This is a genomic window from Candidatus Omnitrophota bacterium (assembly GCA_028707125.1).
In the GTDB taxonomy this organism is placed as follows: domain Bacteria; phylum Omnitrophota; class Gorgyraeia; order Gygaellales; family JAQTUX01; genus JAQTUX01.
Window position 1 is genome coordinate 168,128 of sequence record JAQTUX010000002.1, and the last position, 24,285, is coordinate 192,412.

The 24,285-nt window shown below is 47.8% G+C and carries 25 protein-coding genes; all 25 read right to left on the bottom strand.

Annotation, left to right across the window (positions count from 1 at the left end):
* Positions 1 to 13: 13 nt before the first annotated feature.
* Genes PHR44_07150 through PHR44_07270 form a run of 25 tightly spaced genes read right to left on the bottom strand, consistent with a single transcriptional unit; the run spans position 14 to position 24,279 of the window.
* Positions 14 to 808: a class I SAM-dependent methyltransferase gene (locus PHR44_07150; protein ID MDD4910432.1), complete on the bottom strand. Its 795-nt coding sequence runs from the start codon at positions 806 to 808 to the stop codon at positions 14 to 16.
* Positions 805 to 2,238 (bottom strand): cobalamin-dependent protein, encoded by a 1,434-nt coding sequence (locus PHR44_07155; GenBank protein MDD4910433.1) that lies wholly within the window; start codon positions 2,236 to 2,238, stop codon positions 805 to 807. The genes PHR44_07150 and PHR44_07155 overlap by 4 nt, the downstream gene beginning before the upstream one ends.
* On the bottom strand, positions 2,222 to 2,902 hold the full coding sequence (locus PHR44_07160) for a cyclase family protein (protein ID MDD4910434.1): 681 nt from the start codon (positions 2,900 to 2,902) through the stop codon (positions 2,222 to 2,224). The genes PHR44_07155 and PHR44_07160 overlap by 17 nt, the downstream gene beginning before the upstream one ends.
* Positions 2,886 to 3,530 (bottom strand): HAD family hydrolase, encoded by a 645-nt coding sequence (locus PHR44_07165; GenBank protein MDD4910435.1) that lies wholly within the window; start codon positions 3,528 to 3,530, stop codon positions 2,886 to 2,888. The genes PHR44_07160 and PHR44_07165 overlap by 17 nt, the downstream gene beginning before the upstream one ends.
* On the bottom strand, positions 3,527 to 4,411 hold the full coding sequence (locus PHR44_07170) for an NAD(P)-dependent oxidoreductase (GenBank protein MDD4910436.1): 885 nt from the start codon (positions 4,409 to 4,411) through the stop codon (positions 3,527 to 3,529). The genes PHR44_07165 and PHR44_07170 overlap by 4 nt, the downstream gene beginning before the upstream one ends.
* 1 nt (position 4,412) lies before the next feature.
* Complete coding sequence (locus tag PHR44_07175) at positions 4,413 to 5,321, bottom strand: phosphoglycerate dehydrogenase (GenBank protein MDD4910437.1); 909 nt, start codon at positions 5,319 to 5,321, stop codon at positions 4,413 to 4,415.
* Positions 5,322 to 5,333: 12 nt separating this feature from the next.
* Entirely contained in the window at positions 5,334 to 7,070 is a 1,737-nt protein-coding gene (locus tag PHR44_07180) for a hypothetical protein (GenBank protein MDD4910438.1), read from the bottom strand.
* The gene (locus tag PHR44_07185) at positions 7,058 to 8,002 is read right to left on the bottom strand and encodes a class I SAM-dependent methyltransferase (protein MDD4910439.1); all 945 of its coding nucleotides are present in this window, start codon (positions 8,000 to 8,002) and stop codon (positions 7,058 to 7,060) included. The genes PHR44_07180 and PHR44_07185 overlap by 13 nt, the downstream gene beginning before the upstream one ends.
* Before the next feature lie 6 nt (positions 8,003 to 8,008).
* Positions 8,009 to 9,535: a radical SAM protein gene (locus tag PHR44_07190; protein MDD4910440.1), complete on the bottom strand. Its 1,527-nt coding sequence runs from the start codon at positions 9,533 to 9,535 to the stop codon at positions 8,009 to 8,011.
* Positions 9,528 to 10,229, bottom strand: a complete 702-nt coding sequence (locus PHR44_07195) for an acylneuraminate cytidylyltransferase family protein (GenBank protein MDD4910441.1) — start codon at positions 10,227 to 10,229, stop codon at positions 9,528 to 9,530. The genes PHR44_07190 and PHR44_07195 overlap by 8 nt, the downstream gene beginning before the upstream one ends.
* Positions 10,213 to 11,277 (bottom strand): methyltransferase domain-containing protein, encoded by a 1,065-nt coding sequence (locus tag PHR44_07200; protein MDD4910442.1) that lies wholly within the window; start codon positions 11,275 to 11,277, stop codon positions 10,213 to 10,215. Before PHR44_07200 ends, PHR44_07195 begins: the two co-directional genes overlap by 17 nt.
* 5 nt (positions 11,278 to 11,282) lie before the next feature.
* Positions 11,283 to 12,464 (bottom strand): hypothetical protein, encoded by a 1,182-nt coding sequence (locus tag PHR44_07205; protein ID MDD4910443.1) that lies wholly within the window; start codon positions 12,462 to 12,464, stop codon positions 11,283 to 11,285.
* Entirely contained in the window at positions 12,461 to 13,225 is a 765-nt protein-coding gene (locus PHR44_07210; protein MDD4910444.1) for an aldolase/citrate lyase family protein, read from the bottom strand. Before PHR44_07210 ends, PHR44_07205 begins: the two co-directional genes overlap by 4 nt.
* Before the next feature lie 17 nt (positions 13,226 to 13,242).
* Positions 13,243 to 14,784 (bottom strand): lipopolysaccharide biosynthesis protein, encoded by a 1,542-nt coding sequence (locus PHR44_07215; protein MDD4910445.1) that lies wholly within the window; start codon positions 14,782 to 14,784, stop codon positions 13,243 to 13,245.
* 8 nt (positions 14,785 to 14,792) lie between these two features.
* Positions 14,793 to 15,665: a glycosyltransferase family 2 protein gene (locus tag PHR44_07220; GenBank protein MDD4910446.1), complete on the bottom strand. Its 873-nt coding sequence runs from the start codon at positions 15,663 to 15,665 to the stop codon at positions 14,793 to 14,795.
* Positions 15,643 to 16,542: a radical SAM protein gene (locus PHR44_07225; GenBank protein MDD4910447.1), complete on the bottom strand. Its 900-nt coding sequence runs from the start codon at positions 16,540 to 16,542 to the stop codon at positions 15,643 to 15,645. The genes PHR44_07220 and PHR44_07225 overlap by 23 nt, the downstream gene beginning before the upstream one ends.
* A 32-nt stretch (positions 16,543 to 16,574) precedes the next feature.
* On the bottom strand, positions 16,575 to 17,786 hold the full coding sequence (locus PHR44_07230) for an N-acetyl sugar amidotransferase (protein ID MDD4910448.1): 1,212 nt from the start codon (positions 17,784 to 17,786) through the stop codon (positions 16,575 to 16,577).
* 30 nt (positions 17,787 to 17,816) lie between these two features.
* A complete protein-coding gene (hisH, locus tag PHR44_07235; GenBank protein ID MDD4910449.1) occupies positions 17,817 to 18,461 on the bottom strand; it encodes an imidazole glycerol phosphate synthase subunit HisH in 645 nt (214 codons plus the stop codon).
* Positions 18,461 to 19,345, bottom strand: coding sequence for an imidazole glycerol phosphate synthase cyclase subunit (locus tag PHR44_07240; GenBank protein MDD4910450.1), 885 nt, complete (start codon positions 19,343 to 19,345; stop codon positions 18,461 to 18,463). The genes hisH and PHR44_07240 overlap by 1 nt, the downstream gene beginning before the upstream one ends.
* A 1-nt stretch (position 19,346) precedes the next feature.
* Positions 19,347 to 20,087 (bottom strand): SDR family oxidoreductase, encoded by a 741-nt coding sequence (locus tag PHR44_07245; GenBank protein ID MDD4910451.1) that lies wholly within the window; start codon positions 20,085 to 20,087, stop codon positions 19,347 to 19,349.
* Complete coding sequence (locus tag PHR44_07250; GenBank protein ID MDD4910452.1) at positions 20,074 to 20,808, bottom strand: acylneuraminate cytidylyltransferase family protein; 735 nt, start codon at positions 20,806 to 20,808, stop codon at positions 20,074 to 20,076. The genes PHR44_07245 and PHR44_07250 overlap by 14 nt, the downstream gene beginning before the upstream one ends.
* 2 nt (positions 20,809 to 20,810) lie before the next feature.
* The gene (locus PHR44_07255) at positions 20,811 to 21,734 is read right to left on the bottom strand and encodes a hypothetical protein (GenBank protein MDD4910453.1); all 924 of its coding nucleotides are present in this window, start codon (positions 21,732 to 21,734) and stop codon (positions 20,811 to 20,813) included.
* Positions 21,727 to 22,722 carry an SDR family NAD(P)-dependent oxidoreductase gene (locus PHR44_07260; protein MDD4910454.1) on the bottom strand — a complete coding sequence of 332 codons (996 nt, stop codon included), beginning with the start codon at positions 22,720 to 22,722 and terminating at the stop codon, positions 21,727 to 21,729. Before PHR44_07260 ends, PHR44_07255 begins: the two co-directional genes overlap by 8 nt.
* Positions 22,719 to 23,849 carry a DegT/DnrJ/EryC1/StrS family aminotransferase gene (locus tag PHR44_07265; GenBank protein MDD4910455.1) on the bottom strand — a complete coding sequence of 377 codons (1,131 nt, stop codon included), beginning with the start codon at positions 23,847 to 23,849 and terminating at the stop codon, positions 22,719 to 22,721. Before PHR44_07265 ends, PHR44_07260 begins: the two co-directional genes overlap by 4 nt.
* 4 nt (positions 23,850 to 23,853) lie before the next feature.
* Entirely contained in the window at positions 23,854 to 24,279 is a 426-nt protein-coding gene (locus PHR44_07270) for an acyltransferase (protein ID MDD4910456.1), read from the bottom strand.
* Positions 24,280 to 24,285: the final 6 nt, after the last annotated feature.

Consider the following 24,285-nt stretch of genomic DNA (forward strand, 5'->3'; position numbering starts at 1 on the left):
GTGCCTTTCAGAATTACGGATTGCCATGCAATATAGATACATACCTATAACTTCCCGCCGATAGCTCTTTAAATATTCTCAGGCCTGCCTTTTTATAGAGTCTTCTGCATTCTCCGCGGCTCCTGAGATAACCGCTGAACTTCCCCTTATAACTGTCTTTTTTAACCAGAGGCTTCCCCAACATCATCCTAATAAAAGAAGATTCTTTAAGAGGCCACAATAAATATGAATTAAAAAGTTTGTCTAAACAGATTACCCCTCCTTGAAAATCCATTATTTCTTTACACCCTATTTCTTTCAATCTCTTAAACAGGAGGATAAAATTATCGTCATCCATAACGTATGAAGAGCCTAAAAAAACTGCCAAATCAATTCCACCGGGCAGCAGTTTATCTTTAATCTCTCTCACGTCATCTTTAAAAAAGTCAAACCTGACAGGAGTTATACCGGGCAACAATTCTTTTGCCTTATCAATCAAATAAGGGTCAAAATCAGCCGCCACAACTTTGGAATTCCCAGGAAGTCCGAATCTAAGTAAATATTCCGAAATACAGTTGCCGGCGCCCAACGAAAGGATATTCGTAAATCCCTTTTTATTAATATAGTCCATTAAAAAGCCTATGTCAGAAAGCCTTTTGCCATCTCCGGACAAGGCCCAAAACAAAAGGCCCTCCCTTGATTTAAATCTATCGGCAAACTCTTTCTCCATTACATAGGCATGTTCTTCGGCACTGAATATCTCCCCTTTATTATCTACCTGCCTGAGTAGATCCAGATTATGACCTTTAGTATAATATTTTATTTTCATCGGAGAATCTTCTCAATGAGTCTGTTTAATAACAATACGGGGTGTTTTCTATACAATTTTAGCCTGAGACGATTGTAACCTTGTTTAAAAACTCTCCTGATATCCTCTCCATCCCAAGCATCCGTAGAAATACTGCAACTTGTAATATATAGATCGTCCAAAAAATCATTACTGATATAACCCTTCTTCAAACAAATAGTATAAAGTTCTGAACCTGGATAGGGAGCAGCCACGGAAACAAAGGGATCGTAAATACCTAAATCTTCTGCAAAGCGATAACTTTCTTTCATCTGCTGAATCGTTTCCCCCGGCATGCCGATTATGAGAAAGATATTAACATCAAGATCTATGCTCTTTGCATATTTGATTAACGACTTAACCTTTTTTAAATCTACCGGCTTTTTTAGGATGTTCTTAAGGACATCCTCGCTTCCCGACTCAACCGCGATATTCAACTTATAGCAGCCCGCCGCCTGCATCTTATCGATCGTGGGCTCATCCAGAGAAAAGGCAGCGACCCCGTTTGGGGTATCCCACTTAAAACCCATCTTCTCCTTTATCATCAGGTCAAATATCTCATTGCTGCGTTTGACGTCCAAAGTAACATTGTCATCTTCGAACAGGAGCTCCTCGATGCCGTATTTATTCTTCAGTTCCGCCATTTCGTCAATGACGTTCCTCGGGCTTCTTTTGCGGAACATCTTTCCCCATACCCTGTGGGCGCTGCAGAATGTGCAGCCTATGGGGCAGCCGCGGGAGGTAATGATGGGAGAGAACCTTTCACAGCGCCTCATTCCGTGCGAGGACTTCAAGCCAAAATATTTCTCCATGGCCAGCAAGTGGCGCGCGGGAAAAGGCAACGCATCTAAATCCTGTATAAATCTTGTTTTTGGTATAAGTTTTACGCTGCCGTTATCTCTATATGCTATTCCGTCAAGGCCCGAGACCTCTTTCTCGCCTTCTATGGCCCTGATCAATTCAAGGAACGTCTGTTCACCCTCGCCGATCACCACAAAATCGACATTCTTGTCGGATAAGACCGCCTCCGGCATAACAGTAGGGTGCGCGCCGCCGGCAACGGTAATAATGCCCCCGCTTATTTTCTTGGCTAATTTGTAAATGGCATGCCCGTTTTCCCTCTGCCTTGTGAATAGATTATTCACCCCTACTATATCAGGCGAAAAATCTTTGATAAACCCGGCGATCTCATCAAAGCCCAAACCAACCCTTATGATGTTATCTTTTATTTCTGCCCTGTTATCCCATCCCTCCATTAAACAATCTACGATCTTCACCTTTATGTTCTCATTTTCCAGGACCGCGGCAAGATATGCCAGCCCTAACGGAGGAAGCGGATTGATATCCGGATCATCCTTAAAGGTAAACGCCGGAGGAACAAATAAAAGTACCTTTTTAATTTGTCTTTTCATAAAATTCACCGAAAACAGTGCAGGGGGCGCTGTCAACGCCCTTTATAAATAATGGGACCGCGTATACAGCCCTCAGATCATCAAACCTGCCTTCAAGATTCAAGCCCTCTATTAAAAACAATGGGCCGCCGGGGAAACCATCTTCCTTTAACAATATCCCGTGGGCCTGCCTTCCGGCCTCGCGGTTTTGGAAGGCGGAAAATGAGATCGCGTCTATGCCGGCCGCCTTGAGAAAGGGATATTCCGATCTAAGCAGCCTTGCCGCTTCAGCGGATATGCCGGGATTATGCTTCATATATTTCTCATCCTTCCTGTATTTATAAAACCCCGTCCTGAATAGAACCAGGTCGCATCCATCTGGTATCCCGCGCACATCATCCTCGGATATCAACTCGTCCTTATCCTTCGGGCGATCTATGATATGCGGACGGCTGAAAATAAAATCGGTTATTGGAAATTCCGCTATCGGCCTGCCCGTATCATAAAAATGCCTGGGCGCGTCAATATGAGTGCCGGCATGGTTTGAAAGACCGACCTCAAATGTGTTGCAGGAGTCATTTCTCTTTATCTGTTTGTCCGGTTTTATTTCAAATAACCCGGCTCCGCCGTAGAAGGGCATGCCCTCTTCTAATGGATACGATAGCAATCTATACTTTCCGGCCATTGATCAATTTTTCCAGATCAAACATATCATTAATAAGCGAATCTGCCTCTAATCCTGAAAAACGTTGTCCCTCCCGTACCCGGCCGATAAACCTGATGCCCGCCTTTTGCGCCGCCTCATGATCATCTATGGAATCGCCTACAAAAACCGCCTCTCGCGCAGCTAAGCCGTATTTCTCAAGGACCCCAGAAATCAGGTTCTGCTTTTTAGCGGGCGAACCAAAGACCTCGCAAAAAAATTTCTCCAATCCGCGCTCCTTTACAATAAAGGCGATCTCTTCCTGCGGAGTGCCCGAAACAACAAACAGCGATATCTTTTTATAATACTTGGCTAAAAATTCCTGAGCGCCTTTAACAAAGGGGCATCTTATTACCTCCTGGCACACATAGTCCTTGAATTTAATGCCAAGTTCCTCGCTCAACCCTTCAGAAAAAGGCAGGCGGAGGATATTCTTGTAAATATGCTCAAACTTTTCAAAGCGCGATATGCCGCCGTGAAGCAAGTGCCACTCAACGATAGCGTCTATGTGCCGGGGATAATCCTTGAATAAATGAGCGAACGCCCTCGTCTTTATATCCACCGACTCCACGATGACGCCGTCAAAGTCAAAAATAACCGCCTTAATCATGCCACCTTCTCGCCGACGTCTTTTGATATCTCCTCAATGCACTCAAGCAGGCCGGCTCCGAGGTCGATGAACTGGTCGCTGACCAGCTTCCTCCCCGGCTCAGGCTTCTTATAGTTATAGTTTGTGAGCTTGTAATGGGTCTCGTTGTCTTTGCGGGTATATACTACCTCTATTTTGTTGCCCAGCATCTCGTTTATCATATCCAGGATATCCCTGTAGCGCATGGGATAATTGCCCGTTAACATGATATTCTTATTCTCATATTCCGGGGCGAGCACCTTAACGCTCAGCGCCGCGGCGTCTCTGGCATGTATATATTCTCTTACCTCATCACCGCTCCCATGATAGGTTATCTTCCCGGTTGAGACCGCCTCCTTCAGGATCTTGTAGATACTATTGCCGGCGTTGGCCCTGTCTCCGTAAAGCGAACCGTATCTCAAAATAGTATAGGGCAGGCCGTATTTTTCGTGATAGCTGTGTATAAATAACTCACAGGCCTGCTTGCTGCTCTTGTAAAAAGAACCGTAGTTGCTGTATACATAGCTAGAGCTGGCGAAAAGGTACCTTCTGATCTTCGCTGATTTGGCCGCTTCTAAGATCACGGAATTACCCATGACGTTATATCTTGCCACCTCCAGCGGCTTTACCGCGCATTCGTCTATATCGGATATGGCGGCGAAATTATAGGCGATCTCGCAGCCATCCAGGGCCTTATTGACCAGCGCCTCATCCAGGATGTCTCCGACTACCATTTGCTGCTTTTTATTCAAATACCTGGATTTCTTCAGGTCGTATATCGTGACCTCATGCCCCTTTTCGCTAAGCATATCCGCGACATGGCTGCCTAAGAAACCCGAACCGCCGAATACCACGATCTTCATTTTATTCCTCCTCCAAACCTTTTATAAGATTCTTAACGGCCTGTAACTCCATATCAATCCTTGCCTCCCGCGCGTAGGAACCGGCGTGAGGCGTAAGAATAACGTTATCAAGATCCCTTAACTGGCCGGTATACGGCTCCTGCTCAAAGACGTCGATAGCCGCCCCTGATAAATATCCCGACTTGAGCGCCTGGTAAAGGGCGTCGTGATCCACCGCCCCACCCCGGGACAGATTCAACAGGTATGAGCCCTTCTTCATGGTCCGGATCTCCGCCTGGCCGATAATCTGCCCGGCAAAAGAGGCGTGGACGGACACGATATCAGCCCATGCGAGCAGTTCATCCAATGCCGCCCTCTTAAAACCGCGTATGCCGTCGTCCTTCTGCGGATCGGTATATCTTATCTCGCAGCCAAAGCCATTCAATAGCTGCGCCACCCTGCTCCCGATACTCCCGAACCCCACTATCCCCACTTTTTTTCCGCAAAGCAGATTGCCTGTTATCTTTTTCCAGCCGCCGCTTCTTATCGCGCTGTCCATGGGAACTATCCGTCTTAAAAGGGCGATGGCCAGGCCAACCGTCAATTCGGCGACCGCCAGAGCCGGCGCATCGGGCGTGTTGTATATCTTGATCTTAAGCCGTTGTGCGGCGCGCGTGTCTATATTGTCCAGGCCCGCTCCGCAGCGGGAAATGACCTTAAGGCCGGGTAAGCCCTTAAGGACCTCCTCGTCAAACATCTCGGTTCCGGCTATAATACCGCAGGCGCCTTTACAGATACCGCCGATCTCTTCCTTCTTTAATTTCCTCCCCAAAGAATTCATCGTTATCTGAAAACCCCCGCCCCTGAGCAGGATGACCGGCTCTTCGCTGCCCTGCCCAAAGGTCGTGGTGGTAATGGCCACTTTTTTCATGCCGCGCCTTTCTCAGAGAAAGCTTGCCAGTCTTTCATCGGTGATCTCCGAAAAATAATCACTAATATAACCCCTGTTGTAATCCTCTGTTTCTTTGGTTTCCGCGGCGCTTTTTGCCGGATCCCGATTATAATATATATTCAAATAATCTTTGAATCCCTCCACTGAGCTGACCACTATTTTATTCCGCTTATAACCGAATAAACGGTCTGTATTATACATCTGCCCGTTAAGCGCGAAATATCCCACAGTGATATTGTGTTTCAGCGCCTCAATGCACAGGGTATTATCGTCATAAAGCAATATGTCTATCTCTTTGAATATGTCCTGCCAGGGGATGCCCCTGGCATCAATAAAGTTTTCAGGCAGCATATGCCCGAAATCTATATTGTGGACAAAATCCGGATGAAATTTAAGATAGACGGTATATTCACTGCTGTCAAAGATCCGCATAAGATGAAATAAAATCGTCTCATAATTTTTAAAATCGAAAGAGAAGGCGTAGGCGACCTTTTTAGCCGAGCCCATCCTGCCGGTAAACGGCTGCCCGCGGAAAAGATGCTGGTAACGCAGGCCGCAGCCCTCCTCCACGATACCGGGGGCAAAATGCCCCCTGGCCTCCATCGTGTCTTTCAATATCCTGCCCCCCGTAAATATCTTGTCCGGCATAAAGGCGGCCCCCTTTTCATGCCTGCCGGGAAAATACTGCAGGAGCTTGTAAGATACGCTTGAATGTTGAAAAGCGGTCAATTTTACAGGCGAAGACATCTCATTCCTGGCTGATATAAATGCCTTTTCCCAGGGATGATTCTCAAAAGGATAGAATATCCTGCCTATTGAAAACCTGCTTAAGATATCTTTGGCAAAAAAGTAATCCAGATACGCCTTGATCCAGCCCAGGCCGTAAAAATCTTCCCTTAAGGACAGCCGCGCCAGAGCGGATATATCATACCCCTTGAACAGCATCCCGCCTGCGATCTTCGGCCTTTTAGAAATTCCGTACACCAAAGATAAAAATAAATCTTTAAATGTCAAATACCTGTAATTCACGGTATTCCTGTAAGGGGTACGGGTTCTGGATATGTCAAAATAATGCCGTAAAATGACATTTATCTTGTTGTGGTGCATGATCTGATTGAATACCATAATACGCTTGCCTTTTGCGGCCAGCCATTTCAGGAGCGGGTCAAAATATTCATCCCTGTGCCCGCCCTCCTGATAAGAGCGGTAATCGCAAAATGAATAAAACGCGCAGTCAAATGCCGCCTCATGCGGTATCTTAAAGAAAAACCTTGAACTGACGATGGCAAAGGTATTGACTATAATGACCTTGACGGCGTCGCGGATAAACTTCATGCCCGCGGCCAGGCCGAATAACTTCAAACGGTATGGATTATAGCCGACCTCGATGCCCCTGCCCGCGGCATAGGCGATCAAGGCCCTGATAACTTTATAGTCAAGATTATTAAAGACGATGTTCTCCCCTGTTTTATCAATGAGTTCAAGGCAATAGATGAACCTGCAGACCTTGTCATAAAACAAAGTCATCCCCTCTATCCTGGTAAGAGTAGGCGATACCAGATATTCTATGGCGCTGCTATTCCTGCCAACGACCTCAGAGAATAAATCATTGTATTCCCATATATCGTCCTCTTTTATGCAGGGGATATCGGAAACCCTGATCTTGCCGATATCCACGGCCCTATAGCGCTTATCCTGACTGTCTTTTAATATCTTCAGCGTAAACATTTTTCTTTCTGTTTGGCGATACCCACCGGTTGATACCTGGGCTCATAGATCCCAAAAGGCAGACCGCTATCGGCTGTGCCGAGATAATACCTGGAGACCCTCTTTTTTATCTCGTTGGAATCCTTTAATTTTTTAAACAGGTTGTCATAATCGACAAAATTTGCCGGACAGCCGTCTAAGGCGAATATCTTCCTTATGGAATCCTCGCAAAAACACCAGCCCCGCGCAGGATGAAAATACCAGTCCTTGTCCTTTGCCGCGCTGACGGTTAAAAACATATACGCCGACTTCTTCAAGATACGGTTAAATTCCCCCGCTGCCTTGCTGATATCCGCGTGGTCGGCATGTTCAAGCGCGGAAACGGAGATAATACAATCCAGCTCCCCATCCGCAAACTCCTTCAGATTCGTAAAGTCCCCCAGGACACGCACTATCTTTCCGTAGGCGTTGCTGCCGAACCTGGACTTGAATGCCTCCTTCCACATATTCAGGTTAATATAGGTGGGCGCGAATTCATAAACGAGATATTTTATAATACCCTTAACACCCCAATCCGGCTTCTTTTTCTTATGGCTTATAAATTTTCTATAACGGTGTTCAAAATTATCCAGACCGTGCCTGCGCTGTTCCACATTGAAGATCATGCCTGCCGCGGGCGGCAGGTCCCTTTCCGCGAAATCCAGACTAATGACGTTGTATCCGCGCGCCGCCAGAATAAACTGCAGCACGCCGTTACCTGCCCCGGCATCCATTATCCATGAACCCCTGGGCAGTTTGATCTTTTCTAAATGATCCAATATCCATATAAAATCCAGCCAATAATGCCAGCCCATCGGATAATGGGTCACGCCTGCCCAGTATTCGACCAGCTTAAGTTTATCCGGGTGATCTTTCATAAGGTCAGCGCTAAGTATCTCTATCTTATCCTGCATGATCTTTTACTCCGTAGGTACGGGCGCCTTCAAACGCGTAAGCCGCTGCATAAATAGGTAAGATGACGCCAGAAGCCGCGTAAATACCCTGCGCCTCCCTATAAAGACCACTAACCTGTTTGTAAAGAACCTGTAGAACGCATTATGAAAGCGCCTTAACGAATGCGACCTCTTCATAAAGTAGATGATCATGGAGCAGACCGTGTAATAATCAGCGCGGTGTATCTCTTCCAACTGGTTTAATCCGGCTCCAGCCAGATAGCGAAGATATGTGTCTTCCTTTATCAGTCCTGCCTTCCTGGCCATTTCATAGAGGGCAGTGCCTGGGAAATGGACCAGAGGGAAAAACCTGATATTGAAAAACGGGTCTATCCTGTGAACAAAATCCAGTGTTTCGCGCGTGCTGCTTGCCGGCTCCATTTCATTACAGACGATCAAATGCACAAAACAGGACCTTACCTTATCCTTATAGGACCTGATGACCTCCAGCACCTCATAGACCTTTTCGATCTTCATATGCCGCTGATACATATCCCTGTTTGTTCGGTCGCAAGCGGTCTGGACCCCTATCAGGCATTCCACGGCTCCGGCATCCACCAATAATTTGAACTTATCCTCATTAAACGCCGAAGGGGTAAACTCTATTTTAAAAGGCAGGTTGATCCTTGACTTGTATAAGCCGGCAAATTGCTTGATGAAATCCAGCGGTTGGGCAAAAAGGTCCTCATCGCTTAAAAAGATATAATTAATGAAGGGATGCCTTTTCAATACCGCCTCGATCTCCCTGATAACATTCTCCGCGCTTTTTCTCCTGGAACTTATCCCGCCGTAGAGCTGCTGCAGGCCGTTATTACAGCAGTAGGCACAGCGATAAGGGCATCCTCGCGACGTTGCCACGTAATAATCAATGCGGCCTCCCCAGGTATTGCCGCTGGTCATATATTTCTTCATCAATTCCGGCGTTATCCGCTTTAACGCCCCTTCTTCCACTATCAGATGCGACTGAAAATCATTATCAGGATAGGGCAGGCTGTCCAGGTCTTTCAGCAATGGACGCAGGGGGTTCTCCTTGATGGCCTCATTTCCGTTACCATCGTGTGTGCGGACCCAAAGGTTCTTGATATCGGAGTAATCCTCTCCTCTGGAAACACGCTCCATTAACTCCAGCAGGGCCTCCTCTGATTCGCCGCGGGAAATGATATCCGCTTCTTTGATACAGCCCTCCGGGAATAAGCTGGGGTGCACGCCGCCCCAGACAATGGGTTTACCCAATTTCCTGATCTTCTTTGTGGCCTTTGCCGCCTCTAAATGATAGTTTGAGGTCACCGACAGGCCGATCAGATCGGAATCACTGCAGGCATCCATTACCTGTTCATACACGCTGTCGGGGAAGATATCGAGAAAACGGTCATAAGGAGAAAGCATATAAATGATCTGCGCCTGGTGGCCCCTGGCCTTCAAGTAGGCGCTGAGGCTGGTAATGCCGACCGTATTGAGCTGATAGGTATAAAAGATCAAACTGACTTTAGCCATTTTTTACCCTCGCTTGCCGTTTAAGCACCCCCGACTTGAAGATCGATTCCGCCATCCGGAAATCCTCTTCTTCGTCAATATCTATCGCCTCGATCCTGTTCATTTTATACAGATACGGTTTCAAGCCGATCCTGCGGCCCTTATTTTCAAAACTGCTTCTGGAAAAAATGTAAAAGTTTGAATTCTCTTCATATACGGGAGAAAGATCCTGGGTGCGTATAAGCCTGCGGGGATCATGATTAAGAGGATGGAAATCATCATCATAGAACCTCGCCCTGTGCTCTGTCACGGAAAACAATGAATCATATCCGTCTTTTAAAGAGGCAAAGTATGTTTTCACAGCATCCTCTATTGTGGCCGGCATTAAAAGCGGGTTTGTGCTATGTGTCTGCAGGAAGTGCTCTCCCTCCAACAGCGAAATATCGTGGCCGATGATCTTATTCATGGAAACATGGTCGCCGCTAAGGCGGACAGGCCTGTCTATGAGCAGGACTGAAGGATAGCCGCTTTTAATGAGCTGTTTGATCTTCCCGCTGTCTGTATCCACTACTATCGCCTCAACGCAGTTTACCTTCAACAGCGCGTCAAATATCCTGTGGAACAGCGGCCTTCCGCAGAAATCGCGTATATTCTTATTCGGCACCCTCTCGCTGTGTCCCCTCATCGGGACCAACACCTTAATCTTCACAGCCATGGAATCCCCTTTTCAATAATTTAAGGAGCCCGCTCTTTATTCTGGAGGCGGACCTTATCAGCCTGCCTGCCCTGCTTTTGTTCATGCTCAGGCGTTTTTCTTCCAACTGTTTCAGCGTACTTATGATAGTAAAATAATTATTTGAAAGATCGAGGCCGCAGACATGAGACGGCTGGCACCGGAACAGGCTGCGCACGTATTCGTCACCCGCGATGAATTTAAAACCCAACGGCTCTATGACGGAACGCAGGGAAAGAAGGTTAAAATTATAATTATGGACAAAGGCCGAATAAACTATATAGTTATAATCGTAGTCCTTTAAGTAACAGACGCCGGGGACCTCGACATATAAATACCCGCCCTCTTTGACAAGGGGCTTGATCTTGTTAAACTCGCTTTTTATATCGCCGAAATGCTCAACCACATGGCTCAAGATCACGATATCCGCCTTTTTCCCGGCTAATGACTCTGCCAGCCCCTTATAAACATCAATGCCTCTGCTACGGGCCATCTGCGAGGCATCTTCCGAAGGTTCGCAACCGCATACATCTACAGCGATCCCGTCTTTTTCCAGCAGGTTCCTGACCTTGTCCAATAAAGCTCCCCTGCCGCAGCCGATCTCTATGATCTCAAGGCGCCTGCCCGCCTCTTTACGCGTAACGTATCTGTCCAGATATTCGTATATCTTTTCGGCAGAATCGGGTTTGACCGTCATCAGGTCCCTTATTGACTCGCCCAATATCAGGTCATAGTAAACCTTCTCATAGAATTCCGGCAGGTCATTGAAAGAAAGCCGGGGTGATACCTGGATCAGGCCGCATTGCCTGCAGATCTTTGTCCCGAATGGCAGTACGAACCTGTCCTGCACGCTCAAGACCTCAAGGTCATCAGAGCCGCAGAGGCATTTCTTAACGTGCTCCAGGCGGTATTTACCGTCAAAGATATACTTCAACAATGTAAAATAGGCCCTGCGCCTTTTCGGGTCCAGCTTAAAGCCGTAATAAAAAGGAAATTCAACCGCTGCCTGTCCGGACGTTTTGTCTTTCATTGCCATCATACCTGTTTCAGGCGATTTGCCAGTATCTGCCAAAGGGGCAGATTTTCCGACCAATCGCACTTAAGAAATTGCTGCCGGTAATGCCGATAATGCGGCTGGCTGACCTTCAATTCGTTTTCCCAGTCGATCTTCGATTCCTTATCTATATACACCGCCCTTTTACCGTGCAACTGGGCCAACACTTCAATAAACTTGCTGTCCTGCATGCCGTCGTACGCGAGAAAGACAACCGGCTTTAGAAAAAGATTTGCCAGGCTGACAGCGGTGCTGGATTGGGTCAACACCAATTTCGCTTCCCTTATCAGCTCTGCGGTCTTGCCCTTGATACACTTGCGCCCTTTATAATAATCCGGCAGTTCATCGTAACGGGAACGCGGATGGGCCGCGATAACAACCTCGAGTTTCAAGTCCCTCTCTACCGCGCCAAAAAAATCGTCGAGAAGCCCGTAATACCTGTCTATATCATAATTGCTCTTCACGCCTTCATAAAAATAATTCCAGTCCAGCGCCGGACAGATGTCCAGAAATACCGCGATATCGCGCTCCCGCGATGTCTTTTTTGACTCCTCAAGATAAACGTCGTAATCAAGGTTGTGTCCCCAGACCAATTCCGTATTTTTACCCAGCGGCAGCCGATGCTTGTTGACCGAGCCTTCGCCGCCGGCCATAAAAAACCGCGCCGGTTTTACGCCGAACAATCCAAGCGGCAGCAGGGGCAGTATCAATCTCTTATAAAGCCCTGAAGGAGTATGCCGCGACAATGACTTTAATTTTCTCATAATGACGGAAGCGCGCCTATGCCCGTTGAGCCGGTCAATGTCCCTCACGTCCGGCATGGCGTTGAGCAGCGCCACGATATATTCCGCCTTTGCCCTGCTTATTACCCTGTATAGATCGAGCAGCTTGAATTGAAAGGTTATGGCGTCAAAGATCACGCTATCCTGATCCAGATCCAATAATTGGCCATATAATGTCTTCGCGTCGTAAAAGAACTTCGTCCCCTTAAAGTCAACGTAATCCGAGGCCTTGTATTGCTTAAAGAGCTCCGGATGCAAGAAAGGTGTAATATCCCAATACTCCACCTTAAAACCGTTATCTTCCAGCGTCTTTATGCCGTAACGCCGGAAATTCCATTCGTTCAGGTTCTGCCTGGCCAATATTATTATATTTTTTATCATTTAATCTTTTTTATCTTCTTGATCAGTTCTCTGCAGGTATGTCCCAGGAATAACGTATCAAGGCTGAATGCCAGGAACCTGTATCCTTCATCGATCTTCTCTGTAAGCAGCTCCGCCTGCGGAGGTATCAGGTGGAATCCGGCTGTCTTTTTCATATCCCTGGCGACCTTCATAATGCGCGCCAGGGCGGCCTTAACCCGCGGATGCTCAAACTCTCCAGGCCTGCCGATAGAACCTGAAAGGTCATAGGGTCCGACGATAAACCCGTCCACGCCTTCAACCTTCAGTATTTCCTCCAGATTATCCACCGCCTTGATGTGCTCTATCTGCGCGATCACCACGCTGCCCTTATTAACCCAATTCTTATACTTCTCAAATCCCATCCCATACCCCTGAGCCCTGGCAAGGCCCACCCCTCTTCTTCCTTCCGGAGGGTATCTGACGGCGCTTACCGCCGCAACCGCGTCCTCTTTGCTGTTTACCATAGGGACGATCACGCCGTGAGAACCGGCATCCATAACTCGCTTGATAAGGACCGGGTTGTTTTCGCCCACCCTTACCAGAGGCAGGCAGCCGGACAATTCGATTATCTGGATAAGCGCCTGGGCCTGATCAAGTGTTATCGCGCTGTGCTCCATATCTACTGTCAACCAGTCAAAGCCCGCCCTGGCCATGATCTCCGCGATTGAAGCATGGCCCACGGTGATCCAGGAACCCACGGTAAGAAGCCCTTTTCTTAATCTCTCTTTTAGGTCTATCATCTCTGATCTCCTGATTTTTAATACCCCAGCTTGCTGCTCACGGCCTTAGTGGCCCTTGATATTAAAATCCGCACATCCTGTTTATTCATGCCAAAAATAAGGGGAAAATAATAAATAACGGCTAAAACTATCAGAGAATATAGAAAACCGGCGGATAAAAACCTGAGAATAACGGCTTCGCTGCCCTTCAACAATATTTTGTCTATACAGGCAGTCGCCAATACAGCGGCCAGAACAAATAACACGATACTCGCTATCTGATGCTCCAGATATTTCCAAAAATTTATCTTGATGAGTTTCATATTAAAGAACAGATAGGTATTGACTGTGATCAACTGTATCAATAATGTCTTAACGGCCAGGCCTGTGGCGCCGGCATCAACACCCCAGAGATGCCTGGGGGCGATCAAAAGATATGTGATCGGCAATCCGATCAACATGAATATTACGTCTATATTCCTGTGCAATTTAGTCCTTCCTGCCGCGAGGATGACAGAACTGCTTATCTGTCCGTAGGTCTGGTGTATGGGGGCAAAGGCCATGACCGTTACCGGGATCAACGCCTGGTAATATTTATCCCCCCCGATTATATATATTACTTTGGCCGCCTGTATGGCCAGGAAACAGGAAAAAAACGCGGTGATAGAATACATTAAGGGCACATACTTCCTGAAAAGCGAAGATATCTGCCCTAAATCTTTATTTTCAAATCCGATGGCGAACTCCCTCATAAGCAGCGGCGTCATCGCCCCGACAAAAAGGAAACAGAGCGTGCCTATCTGATAGGCGAAGCCATAGAAACCCTGTTGTATGCTGCCCCCGAAAACCTGCAATAACCATCTGTCTAATATGCCCACGGCTAAACCGACTATGGAAGTCATAAAAAGCGGATGACTGTAATGATAAAACTCTTTTGAGTACTGTTTTAGTTTTAATGATCCGATCCTCCAGCCCTGCCTGAAAGAGTATCCGTTCGACCCCATGATCCAGATAAATACAGCGCCTATAAATATCAAGGTAAAATACTGATAATAAAAATAACTGCTCAAAGACAATTTGCCGGAAATATACAGAAGTATCAATAAAATAGCCCCTAAGAATTTCTGCACGATCCTCGCCTTCTCCGCGGGAACGGTCAGGCCGTAGGCATCCGTCATCTTATTGAATAAATTGACGGCCCAATTACAGATGCCCCATCCAGCGGCCAGATAGATATAGAATATTTTCTGCCCGGGCCAGAGATTAATATGCAGCGAAGTCAAATGGGCAAAGGCCACAAAAGCCAATGTGATCAAAGTGACGCATGCCATAAAATACCTGTAAAAGGCGGCCAGGCTGTGATCCTTCGGCCTTTGTGACAGCTTATTATAAAAACACATGGATGTGCCCATATCGAGAAAGCCGGTGATCTGGGAGAAAAAATTAGTCAAAAAGCTGAAGTTACCGTATAGTTTAGGGCCCAGGCCTCTCGGCGCAATAGCGGCGGTGACAAAACTCAAAATAAATCCCGCGATATTGGTTGAAAGTTTATAAAAATATCTCTTATTTAATGAATCCATCTTTAAAATCAAAATTTAAAATGCGCCAACTTATCTTCCTCCGTAAGTTTATACGCTTCTAATCCTATGGTCGCCTCGCCCGGGCGAGGCAAAACATAAGCGACTACTTTATCAAGAAATCCCATACGCACTCCGGCGCGAAACATTCGGTCCTGCAAGTCGGTATCGTTAACGCGATTCCAGTTTTTTCTCCAACAGTTAATATTGTATCTGAAAAACCTCAAATAAGAACGATATAGCCACGTCTGGGTCCCGCCGATCCTTGGGTTCTCATTAGCGGCGTTATTGACCATCCTGTTGCCGCGGCGCTCTTCCACATAAGCGGCCGACACGAATTCATAATCTCCTTCTCGGGCAAAACGCAGTAAGGCATCGAGGTGGTCGGCCGTCCACGTATCGTCATCATCTATACGGGCGATCCACCTGCCCCTGACGGACTCCAGCGCCTTATTGGCCGGCACAACAGGGCCGGCAAGCCAATGATTCTCGGCCGTAGGCGGGTATCTATACCGCCTTCGGGATAAATTATAGAACCGTATCCTGGGATCGTTGATCCTGGAAACCAGCTCTTCGGTATTATCCGTGCAACAGTCCCCGACAATTATGAATTCGAAATTCTTATATGTCTGGCTCAACACCGAAGATACGGCCCTTTCCATAAGCAGGGAGCCGCGATTATAAGTGGGGACATAGACAGAAATAAGCGGATCCTCCTTAATAGATGCGTACAGGTTTCCGTACCGTATGCGGTCGATCCTCAGCCTTATCGGCTCGGCGAAGCCATAATACAGCGAATCCCTCATGCTGATCAACCTGTCTTCAACGCCCCGTTTGCGCTTAACAGGCCTTATACCGGAATTATTTTTCTCTCTTACGATCATTTATGTTAACCAGTTGGTTATTCTCGTCTAAACACAGCTCCGGAGTGCACTGCTTGAAATCCCTATGGCTCCACGGGGTCCAGCCTTTTTTAACGGCCTTTTGGATATCCTCTTCGGTGATCTTTTTGTCAAAGATATTAACCTTACCTTGCAGATATTTTGGCGCCTTGGCCTTTTCCATCCTTAAGGCGTTGCTTTTCGATACCATATCGGATGCCGCGCCGCTGCTCGGCCGGGGCATGGGGATGGCAGCGCCGCACATCGGGCAATGCCGTTTAACCTGATCTACGAATTCTTCCGGATTCTTATCCCACCACCTCTTCTCAACAGGATAGCCCCCAGGGCCGTCAAACAGATGATCCATTGCCGCGGCTACTTCGCAGAAGAACCCTCCCTTGGGGGTAATGGAAGCGGACCACCTGTATTGGATCCAGCAGCTTCCGATAAGCCTCCACATAAGCGCCTTATCTTCTATTATATCATCCGCGGCTATCAACAGCGGCTGATGCGCCCCTGCCGGGCTGCTGTGGTCGTTATATACTATGTTCTCCGGACAAAATGTATCGTAAATCTTGTCTTCATACTCTTTCCACTTGTATCCATTGCTCCAAAGCTGCCTGTGTCCTTTATCCGGTATCATTTCCTTAAAAATATCGCATATTTCGGGAAATTTCGGATGCAGGGTGGGCTCGCCGCCCATCAGCCCTATATTGCCCTCATATCCCTCAAGCGAATCTATCGCCTTTCTGACCATGTCCAGATCCATGAAAAATGGTTTGCTATGGTGGCCTACGAACCTGGTGCAATTCGCGCACTGCATATTACAGGCATTTGTTACTTCAATTTGTATGGTTTTAACTCTGTAAATAGGAATCATGCCCGCCCCTTTTTGGTTGTGCCGCCATCATCTCAATCGTCTACGCCGCCGCCCCAGACCGTATGCCTTAGCCCCCACTCATTGTTGACCTTGGTCCATACATGAGGCGATAACGACCTGTAAAAATCGACTACTTCGTGAAATTCTTCTTCGGTTATACCGAGATATCTCAAAAACCATTGAAAATACTTCTTCGGGAAAGCCCCGTCGTAACGCTTGACAAGGGCAACCCCTTCCTCGCGGGTAATATGGCCGTCCCTGATCTCATGCGCGGCATCCGAGGTGGCCCTGGCGATACCGAACTTCATGTAAGCAAGATAAAAATGGAAACCGTCCTGCTTATCATCCAGGCTGGCATACTTGGAATAGGTCCCTTCTGAATGTTCGGGGTTAGGCTTAAATCCGGTATTCTCTACACAATAATAATAATTTTCCTGCGGGACCCATTTCTTGTAAAAGGAAAACCAATGCATCTGCGCCCCTATCTTGCTCAACTCTTCCAGTTCCGGCGGCCTATACAAGCGGAATGAATCAGCGTTTATCTCCTCCTTCTTGAAGACCCCCGCCTCTAAGCCATGCCGGATCAGATCGTCTATGCCGGAACCCTTATAATAAAGTTCTTGCCAGTCCTCAGGCCTCTCATAGGCATTCTTGATATTTTTGCTGGACCCGCCGTATTCGATCTCTCCGCTTTCGCCATAAAACATCAAAGGGATCTTAAACCTTACCGCCATCTGAAACGCATATGCCTTTTGCCCATAGGCAAAGGGCTCCCACGCGTCACCCAGAAGCTCGAAGGACAATCTGGATAATTTTCTATGTAAAACACCATCGGGAAAGCATAATAAATTATCAAAACCGGAATCTTTAAAACTCAAATAATTCTGCCAACCGATATCCGTGTACTCAAAAGGGGCCCAGGTCACGGTCAAAGGATGCATGCCGTATTTATATTTCAGTTGGTGCGCGACGTAACCGGAATCCTTGCCTCCGCTGCCGGGGACAATACAATCATAGCTCCCGTCCTTTGAACGGTACCTGTTCAGCAGATCAACGAGCATCTTCTCTCTTTCTTTCCAATCTATCGTGTTATGTTTCAAGTACGCATAACGACAGGCGCTGCAAACGCCATTCTCGTCAAAAGTGATCCTCGGCCTCTGATTCGAAACAACGCAGCTTTTGCAGAATCTGGTCTCTTTTGGAAGTCTGCCCAGCTGTTTATCTAACGTTTTTCTGAATAACATGCCCTGCCTCCAATGTGCCGGATAAAAAAACTACATCTTAAGGAAATTCTCAAATATTTTTAAACCGCCTCTGGCGCTCTTTTCCGGATGGAACTGGCATCCCCATATATTATCTTTGCAAAGTACGCTGCAGAATCTATCCTTGCCATATTCCGACTCCGCTATTATGTTGTTATCTTCATTCGGCGAACAGATAAAAGAATGCACGAAATAGAAATGGCTCCCGTCGGCAACATCCCTTAAAATAGACCTGCCCGGATTCAAAGCGCCCTCCTTAAAATAAATTTCTCTCCAGCCAACGTGAGGGATCTTAAACGAATTATCCTTTTCCGGTTTCTCCAGGATCCGGACTCTTCCCTTTATTAAATTCAGGCCGTTGCAAAGACCGAATTCATCGCTTTCGCTCATAAGCAGCTGCATACCTAAACAGATACCCAATAATGGCCTGCCGCTTCCAGAAAATTCACAGATCGCATCGCTTAAGGACCTGTCTTTTAACTCGCGCATCCCCTCACGAAAGGCGCCCACTCCCGGCAATATCAATCTTTGCGCGGAGCGGACTTTCACAGGGTCGCCGGTGATCTCGGTTTCGCCTCCGATATAGGCCATCGCCCTTTCAATACTGAAGAGATTGCCCATTCCATAATCAACTATGGTGGCCTTATTATTGTTCATTATGGATTAACCGCTCCCTGCAGCATGCACCTGCAACTGACCCCTGCTTCGCTCAGTCTCTTTTTCACTTCTGCTATAGAATCGGGCTTGATCCTGTTAGGCATAAAATTCAAACTGCCTCTGCTCCTCTTTATAAACTCTATATTGCCTTCTTCTTTAAAATCAACGGGGTCGATATCCCGCTCCATATATTGATAGTGGAAAATAGACGCCGCGCTTACAGCATCGGCATGCCCATGCCTTATGGCCTCCAGGATATGCTCAAATTTACCGCATCCTCCGCAGGCAATGACCGGTATGGGCGACTCTTTCGCTATCGGGCTTACCAGACCTAAATCATACCCTAAGCCGGTGCCTTCATTATCAAGGGAAGTCAAAAGGATCTCTCCCGCGCCCAAGGCGACTACTTCCTTTGCCCAATTAAACACCTCTTTGCCGCTCGCCTCTCTTCCGTTGTCGGTCATGGCTATATATGCATTATTGATCAGTTTTGCCTGAATAGATACCACGATACACTGAGAACCGAACGTCTCGGCCGCTTCCCGGATAAAATCCGGGTTATGGATGGCCGCCGTATTGATAGCGACTTTATCGGCTCCGGAGCGCAATATCCTCTTGATATCCTCAATCGACCTTATGCCGCCGCCTACTGTCAGAGGAATAAAGATATTTTTTGCGGTCTTCTCTACGATCTCTAAAAGATTATTCCTTCCGTAAAGGCTGGCAACCGCGTCTATGTAGATCAACTCATCCGCTCCGTCCAGATAATACTTACAGGCGAAATCCCACGGCTTTCCCAAAACGCGCAGGCCTTCCAGATGAATGCCCTTGACTAAGTTAGGGCCCTTGATATCCAGTCTCGGTATAATCCTCACATTAGCCATATCAGACCGCGGTCCACCCTCCGTCTACGACAAGGTTGTGCCCCGTTACATAGCCCGACGCGTCGGATGCCAGGTATATTGCCGCTCCCGCTATATCAACCGCCTTTGCCATCCTTCCCAGAGGGGTCTTGTCTGAATATCTTTTCACAAAGGCATCCGCCTGCCTGTCGCGCACACCGCCCGGAGAAATACAATTAACCCTGACCCCATGCCCGCCGTAGTAGGAAGCGAGGTATCTCGTGAAAGCGATTATTCCGCCCTTAATAGCGGAATAGGCTCCGGGGCAGGTCATTTTGGTATTCTTATAAATAGAGAAATCCGGCCCGACCATGCCATAAATAGAAGCAAGGTTAATAATGGACCCGCCTCCCTTCTTTTTCATATACTCGGCGGCATTCCGGCAGCAGATAAAATACCCGTTAAGGTGCGTATCGATATTCTTTCTCCAGGACGATACCGGCACATCCTCAAACTTCAAGGCCCAATCGCCGGTCCTGGGATAAGCGCTGTTGACCCATATATCCATACGGCCATATTTCTTATCCACAAACTTGATCAAAGAAGAGACCGACCGCTCATTGGCGATATCCACATGCCGGCCGGCGTTTTTATTGATATCGGCGGCCACAACAGAGGCGCCAAATGCCGACAGGCCGCGCGCTATTTCCTTTCCAATCAACCCCGCGCCCCCCGCTACAACCGCTACCTTGCCTTTCAGGCAGAAAAGATCATCGTATTTCATTTTTCCACAGTCCTTCCTTGATCAGGAACTCAATAAATTTAAAATCCATCTCGCTGTCTATGTCGTATCGTGACAACGCGCCCATAATATAGATCTCCGTCCTGCCGGCAAAAGGCATGGAATGCCTGGTATCAAGCAGAAAATCCCTGGAGTAAAAATATATCGAGGCATTCATATCAAATACCTCAGGAGCCGCCTGCCTGCCGGAAACCTTCCTGGACAGGGCCTTACAACGCCTGACCGATCCGTCCCCTTTCCTTTCAACCATATTAAAATACGGATTCCTGTGCGCCCTGACCACGCTGAAAAGTATCGCGGGCTTACTTCTAAGAAATAACTTCAGGCATTCATCCAGGTCTTTGATCCTCCTGATCGGAGACGTAACATCCAGATCCACGACAATATCGTATCGTTCCTTGAATATCTTTTCGCTCTGGACAAGCGCGTGCCTTATGCTCAAAAGCTTGGGGGCGCTATCCGCGGCCAACTTATCCGGCCGCATAAAAGGCACCTGCGCCCCAAAATCCTTCGCGATATCAGATATCTTTTCTGAGTCGGTAGACACGACAACCCGCCCAGCCCCGCCCCATCTCAATGCCTGCTCTATCGTATAGGCGATCAGCGGTTTACCCATTAAAGGGCGGATATTCTTATCCTTGAGCCCTTTGGACCCGCCTCGCGCGCAAATCGTGCATAATATATTGGGCCTGCCTGCCGCCATATCTACACCCCTAAAACTCCTAACACATCCAACGCCTGATCCAGAGAGCACAGCCTGGGCTTCAACCGGCGGTCAAGGCCCAGGAATACCCTGAGCATACTGATGTAGGATCCATCAATCGCATCATTCCTCAGGACTGTCTTTCCCGATATCTCCAGCCGGCCGGTGATAAGGTCATAATAAAGATTCCTGGAGTTATCGCAGATTATCTTTAAATACCTCTCAGCCGGCTTTCTTATATAATCCAGAGTTATATCCACAATAAATTCACGGTAATCTAAGATCAATTTAAAGGTATCCGGCGCGTGGATATCCAGGCCGCTGATCTTAGCCCTGTATAAAAACCTTTTCTTGAAGGCGCTGCCAAATAGCCATAACGCGTAGTCGATCTCGTGGGAAAGGTCCAGATCAACGCCTCCCCCCAGGCGCCTGTGCGCGCTGTAAGAATCCCCTGTTTCCCTTCCCGGCCGCCATTCCCTCAAGTCCTGCCCGGCCGCTATTTCAACGATCTTGATGCTACGCCTTTGCCCTGCTATAAAATCGGCGATCATGTCAAATGCCCTGAGAAACCTCAGATTGTAAGCGACAAATACCCCGACGCCTGAGCCGGCTGCCAGCCTTTTTATCTCTCTGCCTTTTAAGGCCGAGGATTCAACCGGCTTCTCAATGAGCACGCCCTTCAGCCGCTTCAAATTACGCAGGCAACTTTTAAAATCAGCCAAATGCCTGGACGTGACGGAAGAAATAACGCAATATTTGATATCTCTGGATGTGAGGCCCTTGATGCTGTCAACAAACCTGGCGCCTGATCCATCGGGATGCCTCGTCAGCACGTAAGGATTGATCCCCAGCGACATTAGATTCCCGACATGACGCTTCCCTGCAGAGCCGTAACCGGCCACTAAAACTTCAACGCGCCTATTCACAAATATCCTCTTTCAACAATTCCCTTATTTCCCCGGCCGCCATGACCTTGCCTTCATTGGATCTATATACGATACGGCTGCCTTTATCGCTGTGTTTGCCGTGATTTAGCGTGGAAAGAATGTACATATCATCCAGTTCGTTCACTATCGCCGCCTCATCGTCATTCATCAACTCCTCATGCATCTTCTCCCCGTCTCTCCTGCCGATGAAATCAATCTTGACCTCTTCCTTACCGCGCCCGTATTTAGGGGCGAATTCCTCAATGACCGCTTTAGCCAGGTCCTGAATAAGCAGGGCGGGCATTTTCAGTATGAATGTCTCTCCCCCTTTTGAGATGTGCGCTGCCTTAAGCACCAGCTCGGTGGCCTTATCAATGCTCATCACGAATCTGGTCATTGACCCGTCGGTAACAGTGACCGGGCCTCCTTTCTTTACCTGCTCCTTGAACAAAGGCAGGACAGACCCCCGGGAATTCAAGACGTTGCCGAATCTCACGCAGGAAAAAACCGTCCGCCTTTCCCCCTTGTATAAATTAGCCGATACTGTTAACCTTTCAGCAAGCAATTTAGACGCGCCCAGGACGTTGATCGGGTTTACCGCCTTATCCGTGCTGATAGTGATGAATCTATCGATCTTTTCATCCATAGCGGCTTCTATCAGATTCTTGGTCCCTAAGACATTTGTCTGAACCGCCTCAAAGGGGTTAAGTTCGCATAACGGCACGTGCTTGAGCGCTGCAGAGTGGAATACTATATCTATGCCTTCAACAGCCCTTCTCAGCCGCTCCTTATCCCTGATGTCCCCTATCAGAAGCCGTATCTTATCGCGTGGCAGCTTACGCCCAAGGTGGAACAGCTCTGTCTCATCCGTATCCATGATCCTTACGGTATTTGGGTTGTACTCCAGCAGCTTCTTGACAAGCGCGCTGCCTATGGAGCCGGCTCCGCCGGTCACAAGGATCATCTTATTTTCATAAAAATTCTTCATTTATTCCTCCTGAAAAATGTCTTTATTGTTTTTACAATATGATCCATTTCCTCGCAGGATAATCCCGGATGTATGGGCAGCGACAAGACCTGCCTTGATATCCTCTCGGTAACCGGCAGCCGGGCCGCCTGTTTTGAACGGCCCGCGTAAAAGCGGCTACGGTGCACAGGATCAAAATATACCTTTGTGGCGATACCTTTTGAAGCAAGGTATTCCCTCAGCTGCTCCCTGCGCCTTTTGACTATCACGGAGTACAGTTGATATACGTTAAAATGGCCCTTCGGCGGCTCAAAGACAGCGATCTCCTCGATCTGTCCTAATCCGCCGGACATATACTCGGCCTTCTGCCGCCTCAGCGCGATAATCTTAGCGGCCCTTCTCAACTGGGACATGCCGACTGCCGCCGCGATGCTTGACATCCTGAAATTATAACCCAGGGAAACGTAGTCAAACGACTCTGAAGAAGCAAAATAATTGCCCGCCCCGGACCTGCCGTGCGACCTTATAAGTTTCAATTTCTCATATATCCTAGGAGAATCTGTCAGAGCCGCGCCGCCTTCGCCCGTGGTGATTATTTTATTCTGGCAGAAACTAAGCATGGCGCAATCGCCGAAGGCGCCGGCCATTTTACCGCCTGCCATCGCGCCGAATGATTCGGCGGCGTCCTCTATAAGGAACAGGCCGCGCCTCTTTGATATCTTTTTTAATTCCTCTATGCCGCAAGGGCAGCCGCCATAATGAACGGGGATTATCGCCCTGGTCCTGGGAGTGATCCTCTTCTTGACATCCTCCGGATCCAGGCCAAAGGTTTCCTCTTCTATATCCGCGAATACCGGCCTGGCCCCGACAAAAAGCGGGGCGTTGGCTGTAGCAATGAATGTAAAAGAAGGGACGATAACCTCATCACCCTCCCCGATCCCATAAGCCAATAAAGCGGCGTGCAGAGCTGAAGTGCCGGAATTGAAGGCCAGGCAATACTTAACGCCGATGTACCGGGCCAGCTCATTCTCAAACGCCCTTATAGCCGGCCCCTCTGCCCAGTACATCCCTGACCTGATAACAGAGGCAGCAGCCCTTACATCGTCTTCATTCCAATCTATCTTAAATAAAGGCACCTTCTGCTTCATATCCCTACCTTGAAAATGTTTCTATTTCTTTCCTGGTCAATTTCCTCGCTACCTTTGCCGGAACCCCGTAGGCCAGCACATTGGCCGGTATATCTTTATTTACAAAACTGAAGGCGCCGATGACCGAATTCTCACCGATCTTTACCGCCGGCATTATCACGCTGTGGCTGCCGATCCTGCAATTCCTGCTCAAGGTAACCGGCCCCTGTTTATTGTCAATAGTAGAAACGGAGTATACGGAGCAATGAGACCCTATCTGGACATAATCCTCTATGGCCACGCCCTTCTTGGCGTTAATATACGTATAGGCCCCTATATCGGTCTTGTAACCCAACTTAAAATTGCCCTTATGCTGAACCAACCAGTTGAATTTCGTAGGCCTGCCTTCTTCTATTTTCGGGTATTTCCAATCCTTGAATCTTGCGCCCATGTCGCT

Excerpts from the sequence above, each read along its gene's own strand:
- PHR44_07150 (MDD4910432.1), bottom strand. The coding sequence starts at position 808 with ATGAAAATAAAATATTATACTAAAGGTCATAATCTGGATCTACTCAGG.
- PHR44_07155 (MDD4910433.1), bottom strand. The coding sequence starts at position 2,238 with ATGAAAAGACAAATTAAAAAGGTACTTTTATTTGTTCCTCCGGCGTTT.
- PHR44_07160 (MDD4910434.1), bottom strand. The coding sequence starts at position 2,902 with ATGGCCGGAAAGTATAGATTGCTATCGTATCCATTAGAAGAGGGCATG.
- PHR44_07165 (MDD4910435.1), bottom strand. The coding sequence starts at position 3,530 with ATGATTAAGGCGGTTATTTTTGACTTTGACGGCGTCATCGTGGAGTCG.
- PHR44_07170 (MDD4910436.1), bottom strand. The coding sequence starts at position 4,411 with ATGAAGATCGTGGTATTCGGCGGTTCGGGTTTCTTAGGCAGCCATGTC.
- PHR44_07175 (MDD4910437.1), bottom strand. The coding sequence starts at position 5,321 with ATGAAAAAAGTGGCCATTACCACCACGACCTTTGGGCAGGGCAGCGAA.
- PHR44_07180 (MDD4910438.1), bottom strand. The coding sequence starts at position 7,070 with ATGTTTACGCTGAAGATATTAAAAGACAGTCAGGATAAGCGCTATAGG.
- PHR44_07185 (MDD4910439.1), bottom strand. The coding sequence starts at position 8,002 with ATGCAGGATAAGATAGAGATACTTAGCGCTGACCTTATGAAAGATCAC.
- PHR44_07190 (MDD4910440.1), bottom strand. The coding sequence starts at position 9,535 with ATGGCTAAAGTCAGTTTGATCTTTTATACCTATCAGCTCAATACGGTC.
- PHR44_07195 (MDD4910441.1), bottom strand. The coding sequence starts at position 10,229 with ATGGCTGTGAAGATTAAGGTGTTGGTCCCGATGAGGGGACACAGCGAG.
- PHR44_07200 (MDD4910442.1), bottom strand. The coding sequence starts at position 11,277 with ATGAAAGACAAAACGTCCGGACAGGCAGCGGTTGAATTTCCTTTTTAT.
- PHR44_07205 (MDD4910443.1), bottom strand. The coding sequence starts at position 12,464 with ATGATAAAAAATATAATAATATTGGCCAGGCAGAACCTGAACGAATGG.
- PHR44_07210 (MDD4910444.1), bottom strand. The coding sequence starts at position 13,225 with ATGATAGACCTAAAAGAGAGATTAAGAAAAGGGCTTCTTACCGTGGGT.
- PHR44_07215 (MDD4910445.1), bottom strand. The coding sequence starts at position 14,784 with ATGGATTCATTAAATAAGAGATATTTTTATAAACTTTCAACCAATATC.
- PHR44_07220 (MDD4910446.1), bottom strand. The coding sequence starts at position 15,665 with ATGATCGTAAGAGAGAAAAATAATTCCGGTATAAGGCCTGTTAAGCGC.
- PHR44_07225 (MDD4910447.1), bottom strand. The coding sequence starts at position 16,542 with ATGATTCCTATTTACAGAGTTAAAACCATACAAATTGAAGTAACAAAT.
- PHR44_07230 (MDD4910448.1), bottom strand. The coding sequence starts at position 17,786 with ATGTTATTCAGAAAAACGTTAGATAAACAGCTGGGCAGACTTCCAAAA.
- hisH (MDD4910449.1), bottom strand. The coding sequence starts at position 18,461 with ATGAACAATAATAAGGCCACCATAGTTGATTATGGAATGGGCAATCTC.
- PHR44_07240 (MDD4910450.1), bottom strand. The coding sequence starts at position 19,345 with ATGGCTAATGTGAGGATTATACCGAGACTGGATATCAAGGGCCCTAAC.
- PHR44_07245 (MDD4910451.1), bottom strand. The coding sequence starts at position 20,087 with ATGAAATACGATGATCTTTTCTGCCTGAAAGGCAAGGTAGCGGTTGTA.
- PHR44_07250 (MDD4910452.1), bottom strand. The coding sequence starts at position 20,808 with ATGGCGGCAGGCAGGCCCAATATATTATGCACGATTTGCGCGCGAGGC.
- PHR44_07260 (MDD4910454.1), bottom strand. The coding sequence starts at position 22,722 with ATGAAGAATTTTTATGAAAATAAGATGATCCTTGTGACCGGCGGAGCC.
- PHR44_07265 (MDD4910455.1), bottom strand. The coding sequence starts at position 23,849 with ATGAAGCAGAAGGTGCCTTTATTTAAGATAGATTGGAATGAAGACGAT.
- PHR44_07270 (MDD4910456.1), bottom strand. The coding sequence starts at position 24,279 with ATGGGCGCAAGATTCAAGGATTGGAAATACCCGAAAATAGAAGAAGGC.